The organism is Actinoplanes sp. NPDC024001 (genome assembly GCF_040638955.1).
Taxonomy (GTDB): Bacteria; Actinomycetota; Actinomycetes; order Mycobacteriales; family Micromonosporaceae; genus Actinoplanes.
Map to the genome: position 1 here is coordinate 1 of NZ_JBEZZB010000020.1, position 15,242 is coordinate 15,242.

The following is a 15,242-nucleotide window of genomic DNA, read 5'->3' on the forward strand; positions in this document are numbered from 1 at the left end:
GCCGCGCGCCACGCGCGCGGCCGCGGATCAGATCGATGCGTGCCGGCGCCGGCGATGCTCCACGGCCAGGCGCCAGGACGCGATCGGTACGGCGACCAGCGCGAAGACCGTCATCCCGAGGGAGAAGTACGTGAGCCGGTTCGTCGCCGGCACGCGGGTGTCGCGCACGTCGCCGGCCGGGTCCCGCGGGTCGTAGACGATCGGGATCTCGTCGCCCACCTTCGTCCCGTCCGCCTCAGCGCCCTGCTTGACCAGCGATTCCACCCGCTGCCCGTCATCGGTGGCGTACTCCACGTGGACCCGGCCCTTGCTGCCGACCTCGGTGACCCGGGCGGAGGTCTCCACCCCGCGCTCGCGCAGCGCGACGTCGTTGTTCCACGTCTGGAACGTGATCAGGGCGAGGACGCCGATCACGATCACGCCGAGCCCGGCGAACAGCCAGGTCGGCGGCAGGAAGCGGGTCGGGGTTCGCAGGGCCATGCGTCCACAGTGCCCCGTCGGGGATGCTTGTACTCCTCCATCATCTGTGGTGTCATCACTGATGACACCGAGGGGGATGCCGTGGCGGGGAAGCGATTGTCGCCGGAGCTGATCGTCGACGCGGCTGTGCGGATCGCGGCGCGCGCCGAGCCCGACGGCCTGACCGGCCGGGCCCTCGGCGCCGAGCTCGGCGCCGACCGCTCAGCCGTCTGGCGGCACTTCCCCGACCGTGACGCGCTGCTGCTGGCGGTCGGCGACCGGTTGCTGGAGCTCGCCACCGACCGGGTGCGGCCCGGGCTCGGCCCGCGCGAGCGCCTGCAGGCACTGGCCCGCAGCGTCGTCGAGGTCTACGTGGCCCATCCCTATGTCGGGGCGGCGGTCGCCTGCCGCACGACGCGGGGGCCGGGCGAGTTCGCGGTGGTCGAGATGATGCTCGCCGCGCTGCACGAGGTCGGGCTGCGCGGCGAGTCCGTCGCCCGCCACCAGCGCATGCTCGCCGACGCGATCCTGTCCTACGCGGGCATGCGAGCCGGCTGGGCGGTGCTGCCCGAGCGGGTGCGCCGCGGCGACGAGCAGGCGTGGGCGGGCGCCTACGCCACCCTGCCGGCCGACCGCTACCCGGCGATCGCCGAGCATCTGCCGCACCTGGCCGGCCAGGGCGACGACCAGGTCCTCGGCGCTCTGCTGCACGCCCTGTGGCTGTCGGTCGCGGCGGCGGTCCAGTGAAGCGGCGGGCGCTGATCGCGGTGCCGGCGCTCCTGGCTGTCCTGGCCGGCACCGCCTACGCCGGCACCGCGATCATGGACGTGCCGCCGCCGCACACCCTCTACCGGGTGCAGACCACCGAGCCGTCCCGGTGGGGTGACCTCTTCCCGGCCCGTGCCGTCGCCGCTCCCGCGCGGGCCACGCCGCTGGCCGCCGCCGCGGCGCCCCGGGTGCCCGCCACGGTCCCGTGGAAGGGCGCGCGGATCCCGTTCACCGAGTTCCTCGACACCACCCACACCAACGCCTTCCTGGTCCTGCGCGACGGCGCGATCGAGTACGAGTGGTACCGCGCCGGCATCACCCCCGGCACCCGGCTCTCCTCGTGGTCGATGGCCAAGTCGGTGGTGTCGCTGCTGGTCGGCCAGGCCGTCGCCCGCGGTGAGCTGGCCGAGGATGACCGGCTCGTCGACCTGCTGCCCGAGCTGCGCACCGGCGGCGACTACGACCGGATCACCGTGCGCGACCTGCTCGACATGGCCTCCGGTGTGGACGTCCCGGAGAACTACCGGGCGTACTGGCCGTTCACCGGCACCGCCCGGATGTACCTAACTCACGACCTGCCCGGCTTCGTCGCCGGCCACCGCGAGGTCACCTACCCGCCCGGCAGCCGGGCGAGCTACCGCAGCGTCGACACCCAGATCCTCGGGCTCGTGCTCACCAGGGTGACCGGCCGGCCCTTGGCGGACCTGCTCGCCGAGCGGATCTGGCAGCCGATGGGCGCCGAGCAGTCCGCCACCTGGAACCTCGACCGGCCCGGCGGCACCGAGAAGGCCTACTGCTGCCTGAACGCCACGGCCCGCGACTACGCCCGCCTCGGCCAGGTGGTGCTGGACGGCGGCCGCGAGATCGTCCCCGCCGAGTGGATCAAGCGGATCGCCACGCCGGCGCCGCACGACCTCAGCGGCTGGGGTTACTCCGCCCAGTGGTGGCACCCGTTCGACTCCGGTGGTGACTATTCCGCGCTGGGCATCCACGGTCAGTACCTCTATGTCAGCCCGGCCCGCCGTACGGTCGTGGTGAAGCTCAGCGACCACGGCACCGAGCAGGACGAGCAGGAGACCTTCGAGGTCCTGCGCGCCCTGCCCGGTTAGGGGGTCAGGCCGGCTCGATCGGCAGCCACAGCTCGCAGGTGGCGGTGCTGAAGTCCTCGGCGCGGTCGAGCACGGCCACCATCGACGGGCCCGGCCGCAGCCGCCAGCGGTTCGACGGGAACCACTCGGTGGCGGTCGCCGCCCAGGTCTGCTGCAGCGCGTCCGGGTACGCCCCGGAGCTGCGGAAGACCGCCCAGGTGCCGGCCGGCACCTCGATGGCGTCGAGGTCGTCGGCCGGTGCGGTGCCGTCGGTGACCGCGACCCCGTGCAGATAGGTCAGCTCGCTGCCCTCCGTACGGTCCTCGTCCAGGTCGTCGGTGACCTGCAGGAGGCCGGCCGGCTCGGTGTTGCTCAGGGCTTTCAGCCGCAGGTGCTCCTCCATCGGCAGCGCGGCGATGTGCTGCTGGATGTGCGGGTTGACGCCGTGGTGGATCAGCGGAACCCGGGTGGCGTGCCCGACGAGGCGGAACGCGGGGTGCTCGACGATGCGGGTGTCCATGGGGGTGCTCCCTTCGACGGTCAGGCGGAACCTGAGTTGTGGTTGGCTGCGAAGGGGGCCACCGTCCCGGCGTACCTCACCGGGCCCGGCGCCGTGCACGGCCCGGAACGCGCGCCCGAACGCCTCTGTCGAGCCGTACCCGTGCCGGACCGCGATGCTCAGCAGATCCCCGGTGCCGCTGATGACGTCGGCGGCCGCGACCGTCATCCGGCGCCGCCGCACGTACTCCGACAGCGGCATGCCGGCCAGCGACGAGAACATCCGCCGCAGGTGGTACGCGGTCGTGCCGAGGTCGCGAGCCACGGCGCCGAGGTCGAACTCCTCGGTGAGGTGCTGCTCCACGTGGTCGACGAGCCGGTTCAGATCCGAGATCATGAGGCCTCCTTCCGCCACCAACTCTGGCCGCCGCCACCCGCGCGGCGCCCGACCGTTCCGGTTCGATCCGATCATCCGCCGCGAGCGATAGTTACCGGATGAGCAGATCTGATTCCGCCCTGCGCGCCGCCGCGCGGATCGGCCCCTACTTCGTGTGGGAGCCCTGGGACGGCACGCCCGGCTGGCGGCCGCTGGCGGATCTGCTGGATCCCGGTGTGGTCACCGATCGGGTCGATGTCGCCCGGCGGAGCCTGGCCCGGATGGGCGGTCTGGAACCCGACGACATCGCCGAGCGGGTGGTCGCCTCCATCGTGTTCCTCGGCCTCGCCTCGCGGCTGCTCTCGCCGCCGCTCGCCGCCGCTGTGGCCGGTGACGCCCTGCCGGGCGCGCGGGCCGACCGGATGTTCTGGCGGCCGGTCGACGGCGGCCCGATGCCGATCGCCTACCGCGATCTAACCGCCGAGACCTGCGCCGGCCAGGATCCCGCGACCGTCGCGGCCGTCCTGACCGGCACCGTCGTGCGAGGACTTGCCGAGCCGATCCTTGAAGTGTTCCGGGACCGCTTCACCCTGTCGCCGCAGGTGTTGTGGGGCAATGTGGCCTCCGCCCTGGGCGGCGCCACCGGCATGATCACCGACGCTGAGCCGGCCCTCGCCGCGCGCACCGCGGCCGTCGTCGGCGCGATGCTGGAGCTGCCTCCGCTGCGCGGCACCGCCACCCTGAACCGGCCCGACCCGGCCCGCGACCGCTGGTTCCTGGTCCGCCGCAACTGCTGCCTCTACTACCGCATCCCGGGCGGCGGCACCTGCGGCGACTGCGTCCTGACCCCCGAGGAGACCCGGCGGCGGCACTGGCGATCGATCTTGGCACGGTGACGCAGCCGACACACCATGTGGGGCTGTGACTTTCGGCAGCCGCCCATATATGGTGTCTCCCGCAGCTGGTTCGGGCAGGCAGTCGAAGCCTGTCCGAGGCAACAGGGAACCCGGTGGGAAACCGGGACTGCCCCGCAGCGGTGAGTGGGAACGACCGCCGTCATGAAGCACTGGGTCCGCGAGGGCCTGGGAAGCGACGGCCAGTAGGCGACCGTACGGTCATGCCCGCGAGTCCGAAGACCTGCCAGCGCGCCGCCCGCCGCCTGGCGTGCGGCGGTCGAAGGTCGCGTGGGACGACCGACGCCAGAACGCCGGCTGCTGCTTGCGGTCCGGTGGCGTCCTCCCGCGTGCCCGACGGCCTTGTCGAGAGGGCGCGAGGAGAGGGCCATGACGGCCACATCGGAGAAGACCGTGGTGCCGGAGCAACGCCGGCACGCGATGCAGGTGCGCAAACGCAACGGCGACCTGGAGACCGTCGACGTCAACAAGATCGTCAAGGCGGTGGAGCGCTGGGTCGCCGACCTCGGCGAGGTCGAGCCGCTGCGTGTCGCCACCAAGACCATCAGTGGTCTCTACGACGGCGCCACCACCGCCGAGCTGGACAAACTGTCCATTCAGACGGCCGCCGAGCTGATCGGCGAGGAGCCGCAGTATTCCAAGCTCGCCGCCCGGCTGCTCGCCGCGTTCGTGGACAAGGAGGTCCGCGGACAGCAGGTGGCGAGTTTCAGCCAGTCCATCCGGTACGCGCACACGCTCGGCCTGATCGGCGACGAGACGGCCGCGTTCGTGGCGAGCAACGCCCGCAAGCTGGACGACGCCGTCGACCCGGCCGGTGACCTGCGTTTCGAGTACTTCGGCCTGCGGACCGTCGCCGACCGCTACCTGCTGCGCCACCCGCAGACCCGGCAGGTCGTGGAGACCCCGCAGTACTGGCTGCTGCGCGTCGCCTGCGGCCTGTCGCAGACCGCCACCGAGGCGATCGGCTTCTACCGGCTGATGTCGTCGCTGGCCTACCTGCCCAGCTCACCGACGCTGTTCAACTCGGGCACCCGGCACACCCAGATGTCGTCGTGCTTCCTGGTCGACTCGCCGAAGGACGAGCTGGACTCGATCTACGAGCGGTACCACCAGGTCGCGAAGCTGTCGAAGTTCTCCGGCGGGATCGGCATCTCCTGGTCGCGGATCCGCGGCCGGGGCGCCCTGATCCGCGGCACCAACGGGAAGTCCAACGGCATCGTCCCGTTCCTCAAGACGCTCGACGCCGGTGTCGCCGCGGTCAACCAGGGCGGCCGGCGCAAGGGTGCGGCCTGCGTCTACCTGGAGCCGTGGCACCCGGACGTCGAGGAGTTCCTGGAGCTGCGCGACAACACCGGTGAGGAGTCGCGCCGCACCCACAACCTCAACCTGGCGAACTGGATCCCGGACGAGTTCATGCGCCGGGTCGAGGCCGACGGCGACTGGTCGCTGATCGACCCGTCGGACGCCCCAACGCTGCCGGACCTGTTCGGCGACGAGTTCACCGAGGCCTACCGGGCAGCGGAGAAGAAGGCGGTCAAGACCGTCAAGGCCCGCGACCTGTACGGCCGGATGATGCGCACCCTGGCACAGACCGGCAACGGCTGGATGACCTTCAAGGACCGCTCCAACAGCCTGTCGAACCAGACCGGCGCCCCCGGCAACGTCATCCACCTGTCGAACCTGTGCACCGAGATCCTCGAGGTCAACAACGACGACGAGACGGCCGTCTGCAACCTCGGCTCGATCAACCTGGGCGCGCACACCAGCGCCGAGGGAGTCGACTGGGAGAGGCTGCGCGAGACGGTTCGCACCGCGGTCGTCTACCTGGACCGGGTCATCGACATCAACTACTACCCGTCGCCGCAGGCCGCGGCGTCGAACCCGCGCTGGCGCCCGGTCGGCCTGGGCCTGATGGGCCTGCAGGACGCGTTCTTCACGCTGCGGCTGCCGTTCGACTCGGCCGAGGCCCGGGAGCTGTCCACCCGGGTCCAGGAGGAGATCTTCCTGACCGCGCTGGAGTCCTCGGCCGAGCTGGCCTCCCGCTTCGGCGCTCATCCCGCCTATCCGGAGACCCGCGCGGCCCGGGGCGACCTGCACCCCGACCTGTGGGGCGCCGCGGTGTCGCAGACCGAGCGCTGGGACGCGCTGCGCGCGTCGATCGCCGAGCACGGCCTGCGCAACTCGCTGCTCATCGCGATCGCGCCCACGGCGACGATCGCCTCGATCGCCGGCTGCTACGAATGCATCGAGCCGCAGGTCAGCAACCTCTTCAAGCGCGAGACCATGTCCGGCGAGTTCCTGCAGATCAACACCTATCTGGTACGGGAGCTGAAGGCCCGCGGCCTGTGGACCGCCGCGATCCGTGAGCAGATCAAGCGCGCCGAGGGCTCGGTGCAGGCGATCGCCGAGATGCCCGCCGACGTGCGCGAGCTCTTCCGCACCGCGTGGGAACTGCCGCAGAAGGCGCTGATCGACCTGGCCGCCGCCCGTGCCCCGTTCATCGACCAGTCGCAGTCGCTGAACCTGTTCCTGGCCGCGCCGACCATCAACAAGCTCTCGTCGATGTATCTCTACGCCTGGAAAGCCGGCCTGAAGACGAGTTACTACCTGCGGTCGCGTCCCGCGACCCGGATTCAGCAGGCCACCGTGTCGGTGATCCCCGCGCTGACCCCCGCCGAAGTCTGCTCCCTGGAAAACCCCGAGTCGTGTGAGGCCTGCCAGTAATGCTCTTGGACCCCGGAATGGACCTGACCCTGCGGCCGATGAAGTACCCGCACTTCTTCGACCGTTTCAAGGACGCGATCAAGAACACCTGGACCGTCGAGGAGGTCGATCTGCACTCCGACCTCGCCGACCTGGCCCAGCTGTCGCCGGCGGAGAAACACCTGGTGAGCCGCCTAGTGGCGTTCTTCGCCACCGGCGACACCATCGTGGCGAACAACCTGGTGCTCAACCTCTACCAGCACGTCAACTCCCCGGAGGGCCGGCTCTACCTGTCCCGGCAGCTGTTCGAGGAGGCCGTGCACGTCCAGTTCTATCTGAACCTGCTGGACACCTACGTGCCCGACGAGCAGGAGCGCTTCGAGGCGTTCGCGGCCGTCGAGAACATCCCGTCGATCGCCCGCAAGGCCGAGTTCTGCTTCAAGTGGATCGACTCGGTCTTCGAGCTGCGCGAGCTCAGGACGAAGGAGGACCGGCGGGCGTTCCTGCTCAACGTGATCTGCTTCGCCGCCTGCATCGAGGGCCTGTTCTTCTACGGCGCCTTCGCCTACGTCTACTTCCTGCGCTCGCGTGGCGTCCTGCAGGGGCTGGCGTCCGGCACCAACTGGGTGTTCCGCGACGAGAGCATGCACATGGCGTTCGCCTTCGACGTGGTCGACCAGGTCCGCGCCGAGGAGCCGGACCTGTTCGACAGCGCGATGGAGCAGCAGGTCCGCGACATGCTGGCCGAGGCCGTCGAGTGCGAGGTGCAGTTCGCCGCCGACCTGCTCGAACAGGGCGTCAGCGGGATGTCGCTCGGTGACATGCGGGAGTACCTGCAGCACGTCGCCGACCGGCGGCTGCAGGCGCTCGGCATCGAGCCGGTCTACGGCAGCAAGAACCCGTTCGCGTTCATGGAGCTGCAGGACGTGCAGGAGCTGTCGAACTTCTTCGAGCGGCGGGTGTCGGCCTACCAGGTCGGCGTGAGCGGCTCGGTCAGCTTCGACGACGACTTCTGACCGTGCGGCCCCGGGAGCGCCCGCTCCCGGGGCCCCGCCGTCATCCGACCAGCGCCGGCTTGCGCTCGCGGGTGCTCACCAGCGCGGCGAAGGCCAGCCCGAGCGCCGACCACAGCACCACCTGCGTGCCGAGCGACGTGATCCGGAAGTCCCAGAGCAGGGTCGCCGGGAACGTCTCCGGCACCTCCGTGATCGTCGGCAACAGCAGGTAGGCGACCGTCACCACGACCAGGAAGCCGATCACCGCGGCCACCGCACGCCGCCACTCCACCCGCTGGGTACGCGCGGCCAGCACCGCGGTCCAGACCGCGACCAGGCCGAGCACCAGCACCGCCAGGTAACTCCAGGTGCGCTGGTTGATCGTGGCCGGGTCACCGACGGCCGGCGGGTTCGGCGGGTACTTCAGGAACGGCACCAGCACCGCGCCCACCAGGGCGGCGCCGGCCAGTTGCAGCGCCGCGCGGCTGTCGCTGCCGGTGTGCAGCCGGCGGCGCAGCAGCGTGTAGGCGATCGCGATCAGGCCGCCCATCGCGATGCCGTAGAACGAGGTGGCCAGCACCAGGCCGGCCTTCTGACCGTCCCGGCTGACCAGGGCCTCCTCGCCGTGGTGACCGGCGTCGCCGGAGGCGTGCGCGGCGGCCTCCTCGATCGCGATGGCCGCGTCGATGTGCGGCTCACCGAAGACGAAGGCGAAGCCGCCGGCCACCAGGCCGGCGATCAGCCCGGCCAGCAGGCCGCGCAGCAACAGGGGAAGGAAACCGGGCATGAGTGATCGAACCTCCTACGGGATGACGCGTCCCGTTCGTGGGGCCTGCGGCGGGCGAGTCTCCTGACTCCCGGCCTGCGAACAGGGCCGGTCACAGTGGCGCGACCGTTCCGGACTCTCACCGGCTTCCCTCGCGTCGCCGCAGATGGCGTCCTCAACCTAGTGGCGCGCCGATCAGCGGCACAACTCGATGCGAGGTGCGCTGCAGCGCACAGTTGCAAGAGCTTGGCAACAACCTGATTGCTTCAATATGCTGCCGCTGAGTGAGCCCTGGTGGCTCGGCATGCCTGGGAGGGCGCCAATGAACGCAGTGGCGATGCACATCGCCAACGGGATCATCGACGGTCCCGTCTCGGTGATGTTCATGGTGATAGCCCTGGCGGGGCTGGCGGTCTGCGTCTGGCGTGCCAAGGCCGACCTGGACGACCGGCTGGCGCCGATGGCGGGCCTGGTCGCGGCGTTCATCTTCGCCGTGCAGATGCTCAACTTCCAGGTGCTGCCCGGTGTTTCCGGTCACCTGCTCGGCGGCACCCTCGCGGTCATCCTGGTCGGCCCCTGGGTCGGCGCGCTCTGTGTCGCGACCGTGCTGATCGTGCAGTGCCTGCTGTTCGCCGACGGCGGCCTCACCGCGATCGGGCTGAACATCTTCAACATGGCGATCCTCGGCACCGCGGTCGCCTACCTGCTGGTCGCCGCCCTGCTGCGGTTCCTGCCGAAGACGCCCGGCGGGCTGGGCGCCACCGCCTTCATCGCCTCGATCATCGGCGTGGTGGTCGCCTCGATGGGCTTCGTGGTGCAGTACGCACTGGGTGGCACCGCCGAGCTGTCCCTGGCCGGGATCGCCGGCACGATGGCCGGCGTGCACGTGCTGATCGGCATCGGTGAGGGCCTGATCGCCGCCACCACCGTGGTGACCGTCGCGCGGGTGCGCCCCGACCTGGTCTACGCGCTGCGCCGTTACCGCACCCTGAAGGTCCCCACCACGACGACGAAGGCGGGAGCCCCGGCATGACCAAGAAATTCGGCTGGTTCCTCGCCGGCGGTCTCCTCGTCGCCCTGCTGCTGGCCGGCGTGGTCAGCAACTTCGCCTCCGGCAGCCCGGACGGCCTCGACCACGCCGCCCGTGAGGGCTGCACCTTCAACGCCGACGACGAGATCACCGGCGGCACCTGCATGGCCCAGCAGGAGACCGAGCACCAGCTCGCGGACAGCCCGCTCGCCGACTACGCGATCCGCGGCATCGACAACGAGTTCCTCGCCACCGGCCTGTCCGGCGTCCTCGGCGTGCTCATCACCTTCGCCGTCGGCGGGGGACTGTTCTGGCTGGTGCGCCGGCGCGGCGAAAAGGTCTGACGGACGGCCTTGTTGCAAAGGGCTGGCAGTTACTAGATGATGGCGTATGGAGCGGGTGTTGCTTGGCCGTGACCCGTCGTTCCGAAGCAGAAGGGCGTTCCGGCACGCGATGATCCAGCATCGCCGGAACGCCCTTTAGCTCGTCGCCCCGCAGCCGCCGCACAGCCCGGTCAGCGTGATGCCGCCGTCCTCGAAACTGAACCCGGTCGCCGTCGCGGCGGCCGCCAGCGCCGGCGAGATCACCGAGGCGGGGATCTCCGCCTCCTGCCCGCAGCGTGCGCAGACCGCGTGGTGGTGCGGCCGGTCGGCCATCCCGTAACGGGCCTCGCCCTGCCGGCCCAGCACGTGCACGACGTGCTCGTCGGCGAGGGTGAGCAGGACGCGGTGCACCGTCGAGCGGTCGATCTGCGGGAACCGCTCGATCACCCGGTCGTGCACCTGCTGCGCCGACAGGTGACCCTCGGTGCCGATCAGCGCCTCCACGACGGCGCCCTTGGCGATCGTCCAGCGCCGCCCACCCGCCCGAACCTGATCCCGGACCGCCTCCAGCCTGGTGCGCTGCTGTGTCCGCGTCACAACCCGCCCTCTCGCCTCGTCCGGCCGACTCCGGCACTCACGGTAGCGGGCCGTGGACGATTCCGATGCCCGGCCGGTGGCGGTCGCTGTCTCTTTCGCCGGATTTTCCCGGCCGGCGGGAACCGATCGCGCGGAGATCACGACTGGGACGGGTGGCGCCGGAACCGGCGCCGCCATCTCGCAGCGACAAGGAACGACGGTGTCCCTTCCTGACCTGACCACCTACGCCCCGCACCGGTCGACGCCGGACGCGGACTTCGAGGGCACCGCGGTGCCCGGCCTGCGCGCCGACTTCTACCGCCGGCCCGACGGCGATCGGATCGCCTCGGTCGGCCGGTACTCCTACGACGGCCGGGAGGTGCTGATGGCCTGGGGATACGTCGACGAGCAGCACTGCCGCCGGCACGCCGTGCACGACCCCGCCGGCGGCTGGCAGGCGGTCGTCGAGGGCTGCCCGGACGTCCGGTTCGTGCGGTCCGGCGGCGAGGTGGTGGGCCTGGAGCTGCGCACCCCGGCGGGCGGCTGGCTGCGCCTCAGACGGCCGTGACGCCGGTCCCGTCCGGCCGGCTCAGGGCCAGCACCAGGTCCTCACGCGCCCGGGCGACCCGGGAGCGGATCGTGCCGACCGGGCAGTCGCACACCTCGGCCGCCTCGGCGTAGGACAGCCCGAGCACCTGGGTCGCCACGAACGCCTCCCGCCGCTCGCCGGTCAGGCCGGCGAGCAGGCCGTTCAGCGCGTGCTGCTCCTCGAAGCGGGGCCGGCCGTGCGGGTCGGCGGCGTCGGCCCTGCCCACCCAGTCGGCCACCGCCGCGACCCGCGGCCGCCGGGTGACGCGCCGGACATGGTCGGCGGCGGTGCGCCGGGCGATGGCGAACAGCCAGGTCCGCACCGAGGACCGGCCGGCGAACTCGGGCAGCGCGCGGAACGCCCGCAGGAACGTCTCCTGCGCCAGGTCCTCCACGTCGGCCTCGCCGGCGAGCGACCGCAGGAACCGGGTGACCTCGAACTGGGTCGCCCGGATCAGGTCGGCGGCCGCGTCCCGGTCGCCGCGTCCCGCGGCGAAGGCCAGGGCGGTCAGATCGGCGTCGGCCATGCGGTGGTCCTTCCGGTCACGCTGGGGTACGGCTGACGAAGGCGCCCGATTCACGTCCGGGTGGTCGCTCCCCGGTGCGGAAAAGTTCCCGCCCGGGGCCTCAGGCCTTTCCGGTGATCAGGAACTGCATCTGCACCTCGTGGTTCGCGGCGACGCCGTACCGCTGGTCCAGGTCGTAGATCGTGGTGAGCGGGGTGGCCGTGACGTCGGTGAGCCCGGCGTTGGCGAGCAGCAGCACGGTCTCGTCGATCGACTTGGCGGCGGCCAGCGGCAGGGCTTCGCGCACCTCGGCGTCGTAGAAGCCGGCAAAATTCTCCGAGGCGTTCTCCAGGCCGTTCGGGAACCAGGTGCTGTCGACCATGGCGACGACGCCACCGGGGCGCAGCAGCCGGATCCAGTTCGCCACCGCGGTCCGCGGCTCGCGCAGCGTCCACATCACGTACCGGCCGGTGATCGCGTCGAAGCTACGGTCCGGGAAATCGGGGTCGACGGCGTCACCGGGCCGGAACTCCGGGCCGTCGGCGAGGGTGGCGGCGTGCGCGCGGGCGCGTTCCAGCATGCCGTCGGACAGGTCGATGCCGGTGACCCGGTGGCCGAGCCGGGCGAGGGTCATCGCGACCTGCCCGCTGCCGGTGCCGACGTCGAGCACGTCGAGCGGACCGGCGGGCAGCGCCTCGGCCCACACCCCGGCCCAGGCCTGCTCGTCGGCGGCCAGCCGCTCGGGCCGCTGCTGGTAGTCGTCGTAGGCGGGCGCGCGGCCGGTCCAGTAGGCGTTGATGCGGTCCTGTGCGCTCACGGGATGATCTCCTCGTCGGTGGGGTGGAACAGCAGGTGCAGCTCGCCGTCGACGTCGAGCCGGCGGATCCCGATGCCGTAGACCGGCTCGAGGACCTTCGGCTCCAGCACGTCGGCGACCGGCCCGGCGGCGACGACCCCGCCGTCGCCGAGCAGGACCAGGTCGTCGCAGTAGCGGGCGGCCAGGTTGAGATCGTGCAGGACGACCACCGAGCAGGTGCCGAGCCCGCGGACCAGGCGCAGGATCTCGTGCTGGTATCGGATGTCCAGGTGGTTGGTGGGCTCGTCGAGCAGCAGGTGGGTGGCCTGCTGGGCGAGCGCGCGGGCGATCAGCACCCGCTGCCGCTCGCCGCCGGAGAGCCCGGCGAACGAGCGGGCGGCCAGGTGCGTGGCGCCGACCCGCCGCAGGCACTGCGCGGCGACCTCGTGGTCGGCCGGGCCGGTGCGCTGGAAGGTGGACAGGTGCGGCCCGCGGCCGAGCAGCACCATCTCGGCCACGGTCAGCGCGGTCTCGCCGCCGGTCTCCTGCACGACGACGGCCATCCGCCGGGCCGCCTCCCGGGGCGACAGCGTGCCGAGCGGGTCGCCGTCGACGGTGACCGTCCCGGTCGGGCTGCGCAGCGCACCGTAGAGCAGCCGCAGCAGCGTCGTCTTGCCGCTGCCGTTGGGCCCGATCAGGCCGAGCACCCGGCCCGGGCGGGCGGTGACGTCGACACCGTCGATGACCGGGTTGGCGCCGTACCGCCAGGAGACCCGGGCGGCCGCTATCACGCGCCCGCCGGGAAGCGGGCGACGATCCGCTCCAGGCCGTCGATCGACAGCGGCGACGGCGGCTCGGTGAAGTTGAACAGCTGCGGCATGACGTTGCCGCTGCTGACGGCCTTCAGCTTGGCGGCGCCCGGCAGCCCGGTGATCGCGGCCTGGACGGCCTTCGGGTCGCCGTCGCTGTGGAGCAGGATCAGCACGTCGGGGTTGCGCCCGAGCAACTCCTCCAGGGTGACCTCGAAGACGCGCTCCTTGCTGTCGCCGAAGACGTTGGTGAACCCGGCCGCCTCCAGTTGCGGGTGCGCCATGCTGGCCGCGCCGTACGCGTACGTCACACCCCCGCCGACCGTGGGGTAGAGCACCGCGGCCGTACGCTTCTCGGTGGGTTTCCTGATGCCCGCCATGCGGGCCTTGAGCGCCTCGACCGCCTTGCCGGCCTCGGCGGTGCGCCCGAAGACCTTGCCGTAGGTCTCCATCTGGGCGTAGATGTCGTCGAACGTCGGCACCGCGGTCGCGTTCGGGCACATCGCCGGCTCCTCCAGCAGCGGGATGTCCACGGCGGAGAGGGTTTCCCGGGAGAGGTTGTCGACCTCGCCGAGCACCAGGTCCGGCTGCTGGCTGATCACCACCTCCTTGGAGATCTGCAGGTGGCCGCTGGTGTCGGTCTTGTCGGTCAGCAGCGGGATCCGGTCCAGCTGGGCGAGCGTCGCGGCGTCGTAGTACTCCTTCGGGTACTGCCCGGCCCGGGCGGTGACCCGGTCCAGCACGCCGAGCGACTGCAGGTAGGGCACGGCGGCGCTCTTGAGCAGCACGACCCGCTCCGGCGCCTTCGCGAAGGTGACCTCGGCGCCGCAGTTGACGACGGTGACCGCGGCGGTCTCCTCCGCGGTGGCCGCGCCGCAGCCGGCGGCGAGGACGACCGTGGCGCAGGCGGCGAGCAGGCGGGATGCCTTCATCAGATTCCCTTCGTGACGTGCAGGCGGCGGATCAGGACCAGCAGGAACGGGGTGCCGATCAGGGCGGTGACGATGCCGATCGGGATCTCCTGCGGTGCCAGCAGGACGCGCGCGATCAGGTCGGCCAGGACCAGCAGGATCGCGCCGAGCAGCGCGGCGACCGGCACCACCCGCACGTGCGGGGAGCCGACGGCGCGGCGGGCCAGGTGCGGCACCACCAGGCCGACGAAGCCGATGCTGCCGGAGGCGGAGACCAGCACGCCGATGCAGAGCGAGACCACCACGAGCAGCCACAGCCGGAACCGGTCGGGGGAGACGCCGAGGGTGTGCGCGGTCTCGTCGCCGACGGCGAGGGCGTCCAGCCTGCGCCCGGTGACGGTGAGGTAGGCGACGGTGCCGCCGATGACGATCGCGGCGACCGCGAGCAGCGCGTCCCAGCGGGCCAGGCCGAGCGAGCCGAGCAGCCAGAACATCACCGAGCGGGCGCCCTCGGCGGAGTTCGACGCGAAGATCAGGAAGCTGGTGGCCGCGGACAGCGCGTAACCGACGGCGACGCCGGCGAGCAGCAGCCGGGTCGAGGTGACCCGGCCACCGCTGCGGGCGATCAGGAAGACCAGCAGGGAGGCCGCCAGCGCCCCGAGGAACGCGCTGGTGGAAAGGGCGTACTGTCCGAATCCCGCCCCCGCACCGAACAGGATCGCCGCGGCGGCGCCACTGGAGGCGCCGGAGTTGATGCCCAGCAGGTACGGGTCGGCGAGCAGGTTGCGGACCATCGCCTGCAGGGCGACGCCGCAGACCGCGAGCCCGGCGCCGACCAGCATGCCGAGCAGCACCCGGGGCAGCCGGACCTGCCAGACGATCGCCTCCTGCGGCGGCGTCCAGGCCACCTCACCGATGCCGAGCAGCTGGTGGGCGATGATCCGGGCCACGGTGGCCGGGCTGATCGCGATCGCACCGGTGCCGACGGCGACCAGGCCGGTGCCGAGCAGCCCGGCGATCAGCGCCAGCAGCCAGAGGGTGGTGCGGCGTCGCTGCGCGCCGATCCCGAGCACGTCCTGCTGCGGGTCGGCCGACAGCGCGGTGACCACCAACATCCTCCATGACCGTGGCAATTG

At 71.6% G+C, this 15,242-nt stretch carries 17 protein-coding genes and 2 riboswitches; of the genes, 8 read left to right on the forward strand and 9 right to left on the reverse strand.

Annotated elements, in window-relative coordinates:
- Positions 1–27 precede the first annotated feature (27 nt).
- Complete coding sequence (locus tag AB0F81_RS10415) at positions 28–480, reverse strand: DUF3592 domain-containing protein (RefSeq protein WP_360194145.1); 453 nt, start codon at positions 478–480, stop codon at positions 28–30.
- An 81-nt stretch (positions 481–561) separates the two neighbouring features.
- Between AB0F81_RS10415 and AB0F81_RS10420 the strand changes: the two genes are divergently transcribed.
- On the forward strand, positions 562–1,206 hold the full coding sequence (locus AB0F81_RS10420; RefSeq protein ID WP_360194147.1) for a helix-turn-helix domain-containing protein: 645 nt from the start codon (positions 562–564) through the stop codon (positions 1,204–1,206).
- On the forward strand, positions 1,203–2,336 hold the full coding sequence (locus tag AB0F81_RS10425) for a serine hydrolase (protein ID WP_360194150.1): 1,134 nt from the start codon (positions 1,203–1,205) through the stop codon (positions 2,334–2,336). Before AB0F81_RS10420 ends, AB0F81_RS10425 begins: the two co-directional genes overlap by 4 nt.
- A 4-nt stretch (positions 2,337–2,340) precedes the next feature.
- On the opposite strand, the gene AB0F81_RS10430 is transcribed toward AB0F81_RS10425, so the two are convergent.
- Positions 2,341–3,210: an AraC family transcriptional regulator gene (locus AB0F81_RS10430; RefSeq protein ID WP_360194153.1), complete on the reverse strand. Its 870-nt coding sequence runs from the start codon at positions 3,208–3,210 to the stop codon at positions 2,341–2,343.
- Between the two features lie 98 nt (positions 3,211–3,308).
- On the opposite strand from AB0F81_RS10430, the gene AB0F81_RS10435 reads away from it, so the two are divergent.
- The 3 genes from AB0F81_RS10435 (at position 3,309) to AB0F81_RS10445 (ending at position 7,822) form a co-directional block, all read left to right on the forward strand.
- On the forward strand, positions 3,309–4,085 hold the full coding sequence (locus AB0F81_RS10435; RefSeq protein WP_360194156.1) for a (2Fe-2S)-binding protein: 777 nt from the start codon (positions 3,309–3,311) through the stop codon (positions 4,083–4,085).
- A gap of 49 nt (positions 4,086–4,134) precedes the next feature.
- A riboswitch (cobalamin riboswitch) is annotated at positions 4,135–4,349 on the forward strand.
- Between the two features lie 123 nt (positions 4,350–4,472).
- Positions 4,473–6,827 (forward strand): ribonucleoside-diphosphate reductase subunit alpha, encoded by a 2,355-nt coding sequence (locus tag AB0F81_RS10440; protein WP_360194159.1) that lies wholly within the window; start codon positions 4,473–4,475, stop codon positions 6,825–6,827.
- Positions 6,827–7,822, forward strand: coding sequence for a ribonucleotide-diphosphate reductase subunit beta (locus AB0F81_RS10445; RefSeq protein ID WP_360194162.1), 996 nt, complete (start codon positions 6,827–6,829; stop codon positions 7,820–7,822). Before AB0F81_RS10440 ends, AB0F81_RS10445 begins: the two co-directional genes overlap by 1 nt.
- A 40-nt stretch (positions 7,823–7,862) precedes the next feature.
- Here the strand turns inward: AB0F81_RS10445 and AB0F81_RS10450 are convergent, their stop codons facing one another.
- A complete protein-coding gene (locus AB0F81_RS10450) occupies positions 7,863–8,588 on the reverse strand; it encodes a CbtA family protein (protein ID WP_360194165.1) in 726 nt (241 codons plus the stop codon).
- 58 nt (positions 8,589–8,646) lie between these two features.
- Positions 8,647–8,718: riboswitch (cobalamin riboswitch) on the reverse strand.
- A 171-nt stretch (positions 8,719–8,889) separates the two neighbouring features.
- Between AB0F81_RS10450 and AB0F81_RS10455 the strand changes: the two genes are divergently transcribed.
- Together AB0F81_RS10455 and AB0F81_RS10460 are read left to right on the forward strand one after the other, a co-directional pair.
- Positions 8,890–9,600, forward strand: a complete 711-nt coding sequence (locus tag AB0F81_RS10455; protein ID WP_360194168.1) for an energy-coupling factor ABC transporter permease — start codon at positions 8,890–8,892, stop codon at positions 9,598–9,600.
- Entirely contained in the window at positions 9,597–9,941 is a 345-nt protein-coding gene (locus tag AB0F81_RS10460; protein ID WP_360194171.1) for a PDGLE domain-containing protein, read from the forward strand. The genes AB0F81_RS10455 and AB0F81_RS10460 overlap by 4 nt, the downstream gene beginning before the upstream one ends.
- 135 nt (positions 9,942–10,076) lie before the next feature.
- Here the strand turns inward: AB0F81_RS10460 and AB0F81_RS10465 are convergent, their stop codons facing one another.
- A complete protein-coding gene (locus AB0F81_RS10465; RefSeq protein WP_360194174.1) occupies positions 10,077–10,517 on the reverse strand; it encodes a transcriptional repressor in 441 nt (146 codons plus the stop codon).
- Positions 10,518–10,716: 199 nt separating this feature from the next.
- On the opposite strand from AB0F81_RS10465, the gene AB0F81_RS10470 reads away from it, so the two are divergent.
- Positions 10,717–11,064 carry a hypothetical protein gene (locus AB0F81_RS10470; protein ID WP_360194177.1) on the forward strand — a complete coding sequence of 116 codons (348 nt, stop codon included), beginning with the start codon at positions 10,717–10,719 and terminating at the stop codon, positions 11,062–11,064.
- Here the strand turns inward: AB0F81_RS10470 and AB0F81_RS10475 are convergent.
- The 5 genes from AB0F81_RS10475 to AB0F81_RS10495 form a co-directional block, all read right to left on the reverse strand.
- Positions 11,051–11,611 (reverse strand): sigma-70 family RNA polymerase sigma factor, encoded by a 561-nt coding sequence (locus AB0F81_RS10475; RefSeq protein WP_360194180.1) that lies wholly within the window; start codon positions 11,609–11,611, stop codon positions 11,051–11,053. The two genes, AB0F81_RS10470 and AB0F81_RS10475, sit on opposite strands and share 14 nt — an antisense overlap.
- Before the next feature lie 100 nt (positions 11,612–11,711).
- Positions 11,712–12,407 (reverse strand): methyltransferase domain-containing protein, encoded by a 696-nt coding sequence (locus AB0F81_RS10480; RefSeq protein ID WP_360194183.1) that lies wholly within the window; start codon positions 12,405–12,407, stop codon positions 11,712–11,714.
- Complete coding sequence (locus AB0F81_RS10485) at positions 12,404–13,177, reverse strand: ABC transporter ATP-binding protein (protein ID WP_360194185.1); 774 nt, start codon at positions 13,175–13,177, stop codon at positions 12,404–12,406. Before AB0F81_RS10485 ends, AB0F81_RS10480 begins: the two co-directional genes overlap by 4 nt.
- A complete protein-coding gene (locus tag AB0F81_RS10490; RefSeq protein WP_360194188.1) occupies positions 13,174–14,127 on the reverse strand; it encodes an ABC transporter substrate-binding protein in 954 nt (317 codons plus the stop codon). The genes AB0F81_RS10485 and AB0F81_RS10490 overlap by 4 nt, the downstream gene beginning before the upstream one ends.
- Positions 14,127–15,221: an iron ABC transporter permease gene (locus tag AB0F81_RS10495; RefSeq protein WP_360194191.1), complete on the reverse strand. Its 1,095-nt coding sequence runs from the start codon at positions 15,219–15,221 to the stop codon at positions 14,127–14,129. The genes AB0F81_RS10490 and AB0F81_RS10495 overlap by 1 nt, the downstream gene beginning before the upstream one ends.
- Between the last annotated feature and the right edge of the window lie 21 nt (positions 15,222–15,242).

Excerpts from the sequence above, each read along its gene's own strand:
- AB0F81_RS10415 (WP_360194145.1), bottom strand. The coding sequence starts at position 480 with ATGGCCCTGCGAACCCCGACCCGCTTCCTGCCGCCGACCTGGCTGTTC.
- AB0F81_RS10430 (WP_360194153.1), bottom strand. The coding sequence starts at position 3,210 with ATGATCTCGGATCTGAACCGGCTCGTCGACCACGTGGAGCAGCACCTC.
- AB0F81_RS10435 (WP_360194156.1), top strand. The coding sequence starts at position 3,309 with ATGAGCAGATCTGATTCCGCCCTGCGCGCCGCCGCGCGGATCGGCCCC.
- AB0F81_RS10440 (WP_360194159.1), top strand. The coding sequence starts at position 4,473 with ATGACGGCCACATCGGAGAAGACCGTGGTGCCGGAGCAACGCCGGCAC.
- AB0F81_RS10445 (WP_360194162.1), top strand. The coding sequence starts at position 6,827 with ATGCTCTTGGACCCCGGAATGGACCTGACCCTGCGGCCGATGAAGTAC.
- AB0F81_RS10450 (WP_360194165.1), bottom strand. The coding sequence starts at position 8,588 with ATGCCCGGTTTCCTTCCCCTGTTGCTGCGCGGCCTGCTGGCCGGGCTG.
- AB0F81_RS10455 (WP_360194168.1), top strand. The coding sequence starts at position 8,890 with ATGAACGCAGTGGCGATGCACATCGCCAACGGGATCATCGACGGTCCC.
- AB0F81_RS10460 (WP_360194171.1), top strand. The coding sequence starts at position 9,597 with ATGACCAAGAAATTCGGCTGGTTCCTCGCCGGCGGTCTCCTCGTCGCC.
- AB0F81_RS10475 (WP_360194180.1), bottom strand. The coding sequence starts at position 11,611 with ATGGCCGACGCCGATCTGACCGCCCTGGCCTTCGCCGCGGGACGCGGC.
- AB0F81_RS10490 (WP_360194188.1), bottom strand. The coding sequence starts at position 14,127 with ATGAAGGCATCCCGCCTGCTCGCCGCCTGCGCCACGGTCGTCCTCGCC.
- AB0F81_RS10495 (WP_360194191.1), bottom strand. The coding sequence starts at position 15,221 with ATGTTGGTGGTCACCGCGCTGTCGGCCGACCCGCAGCAGGACGTGCTC.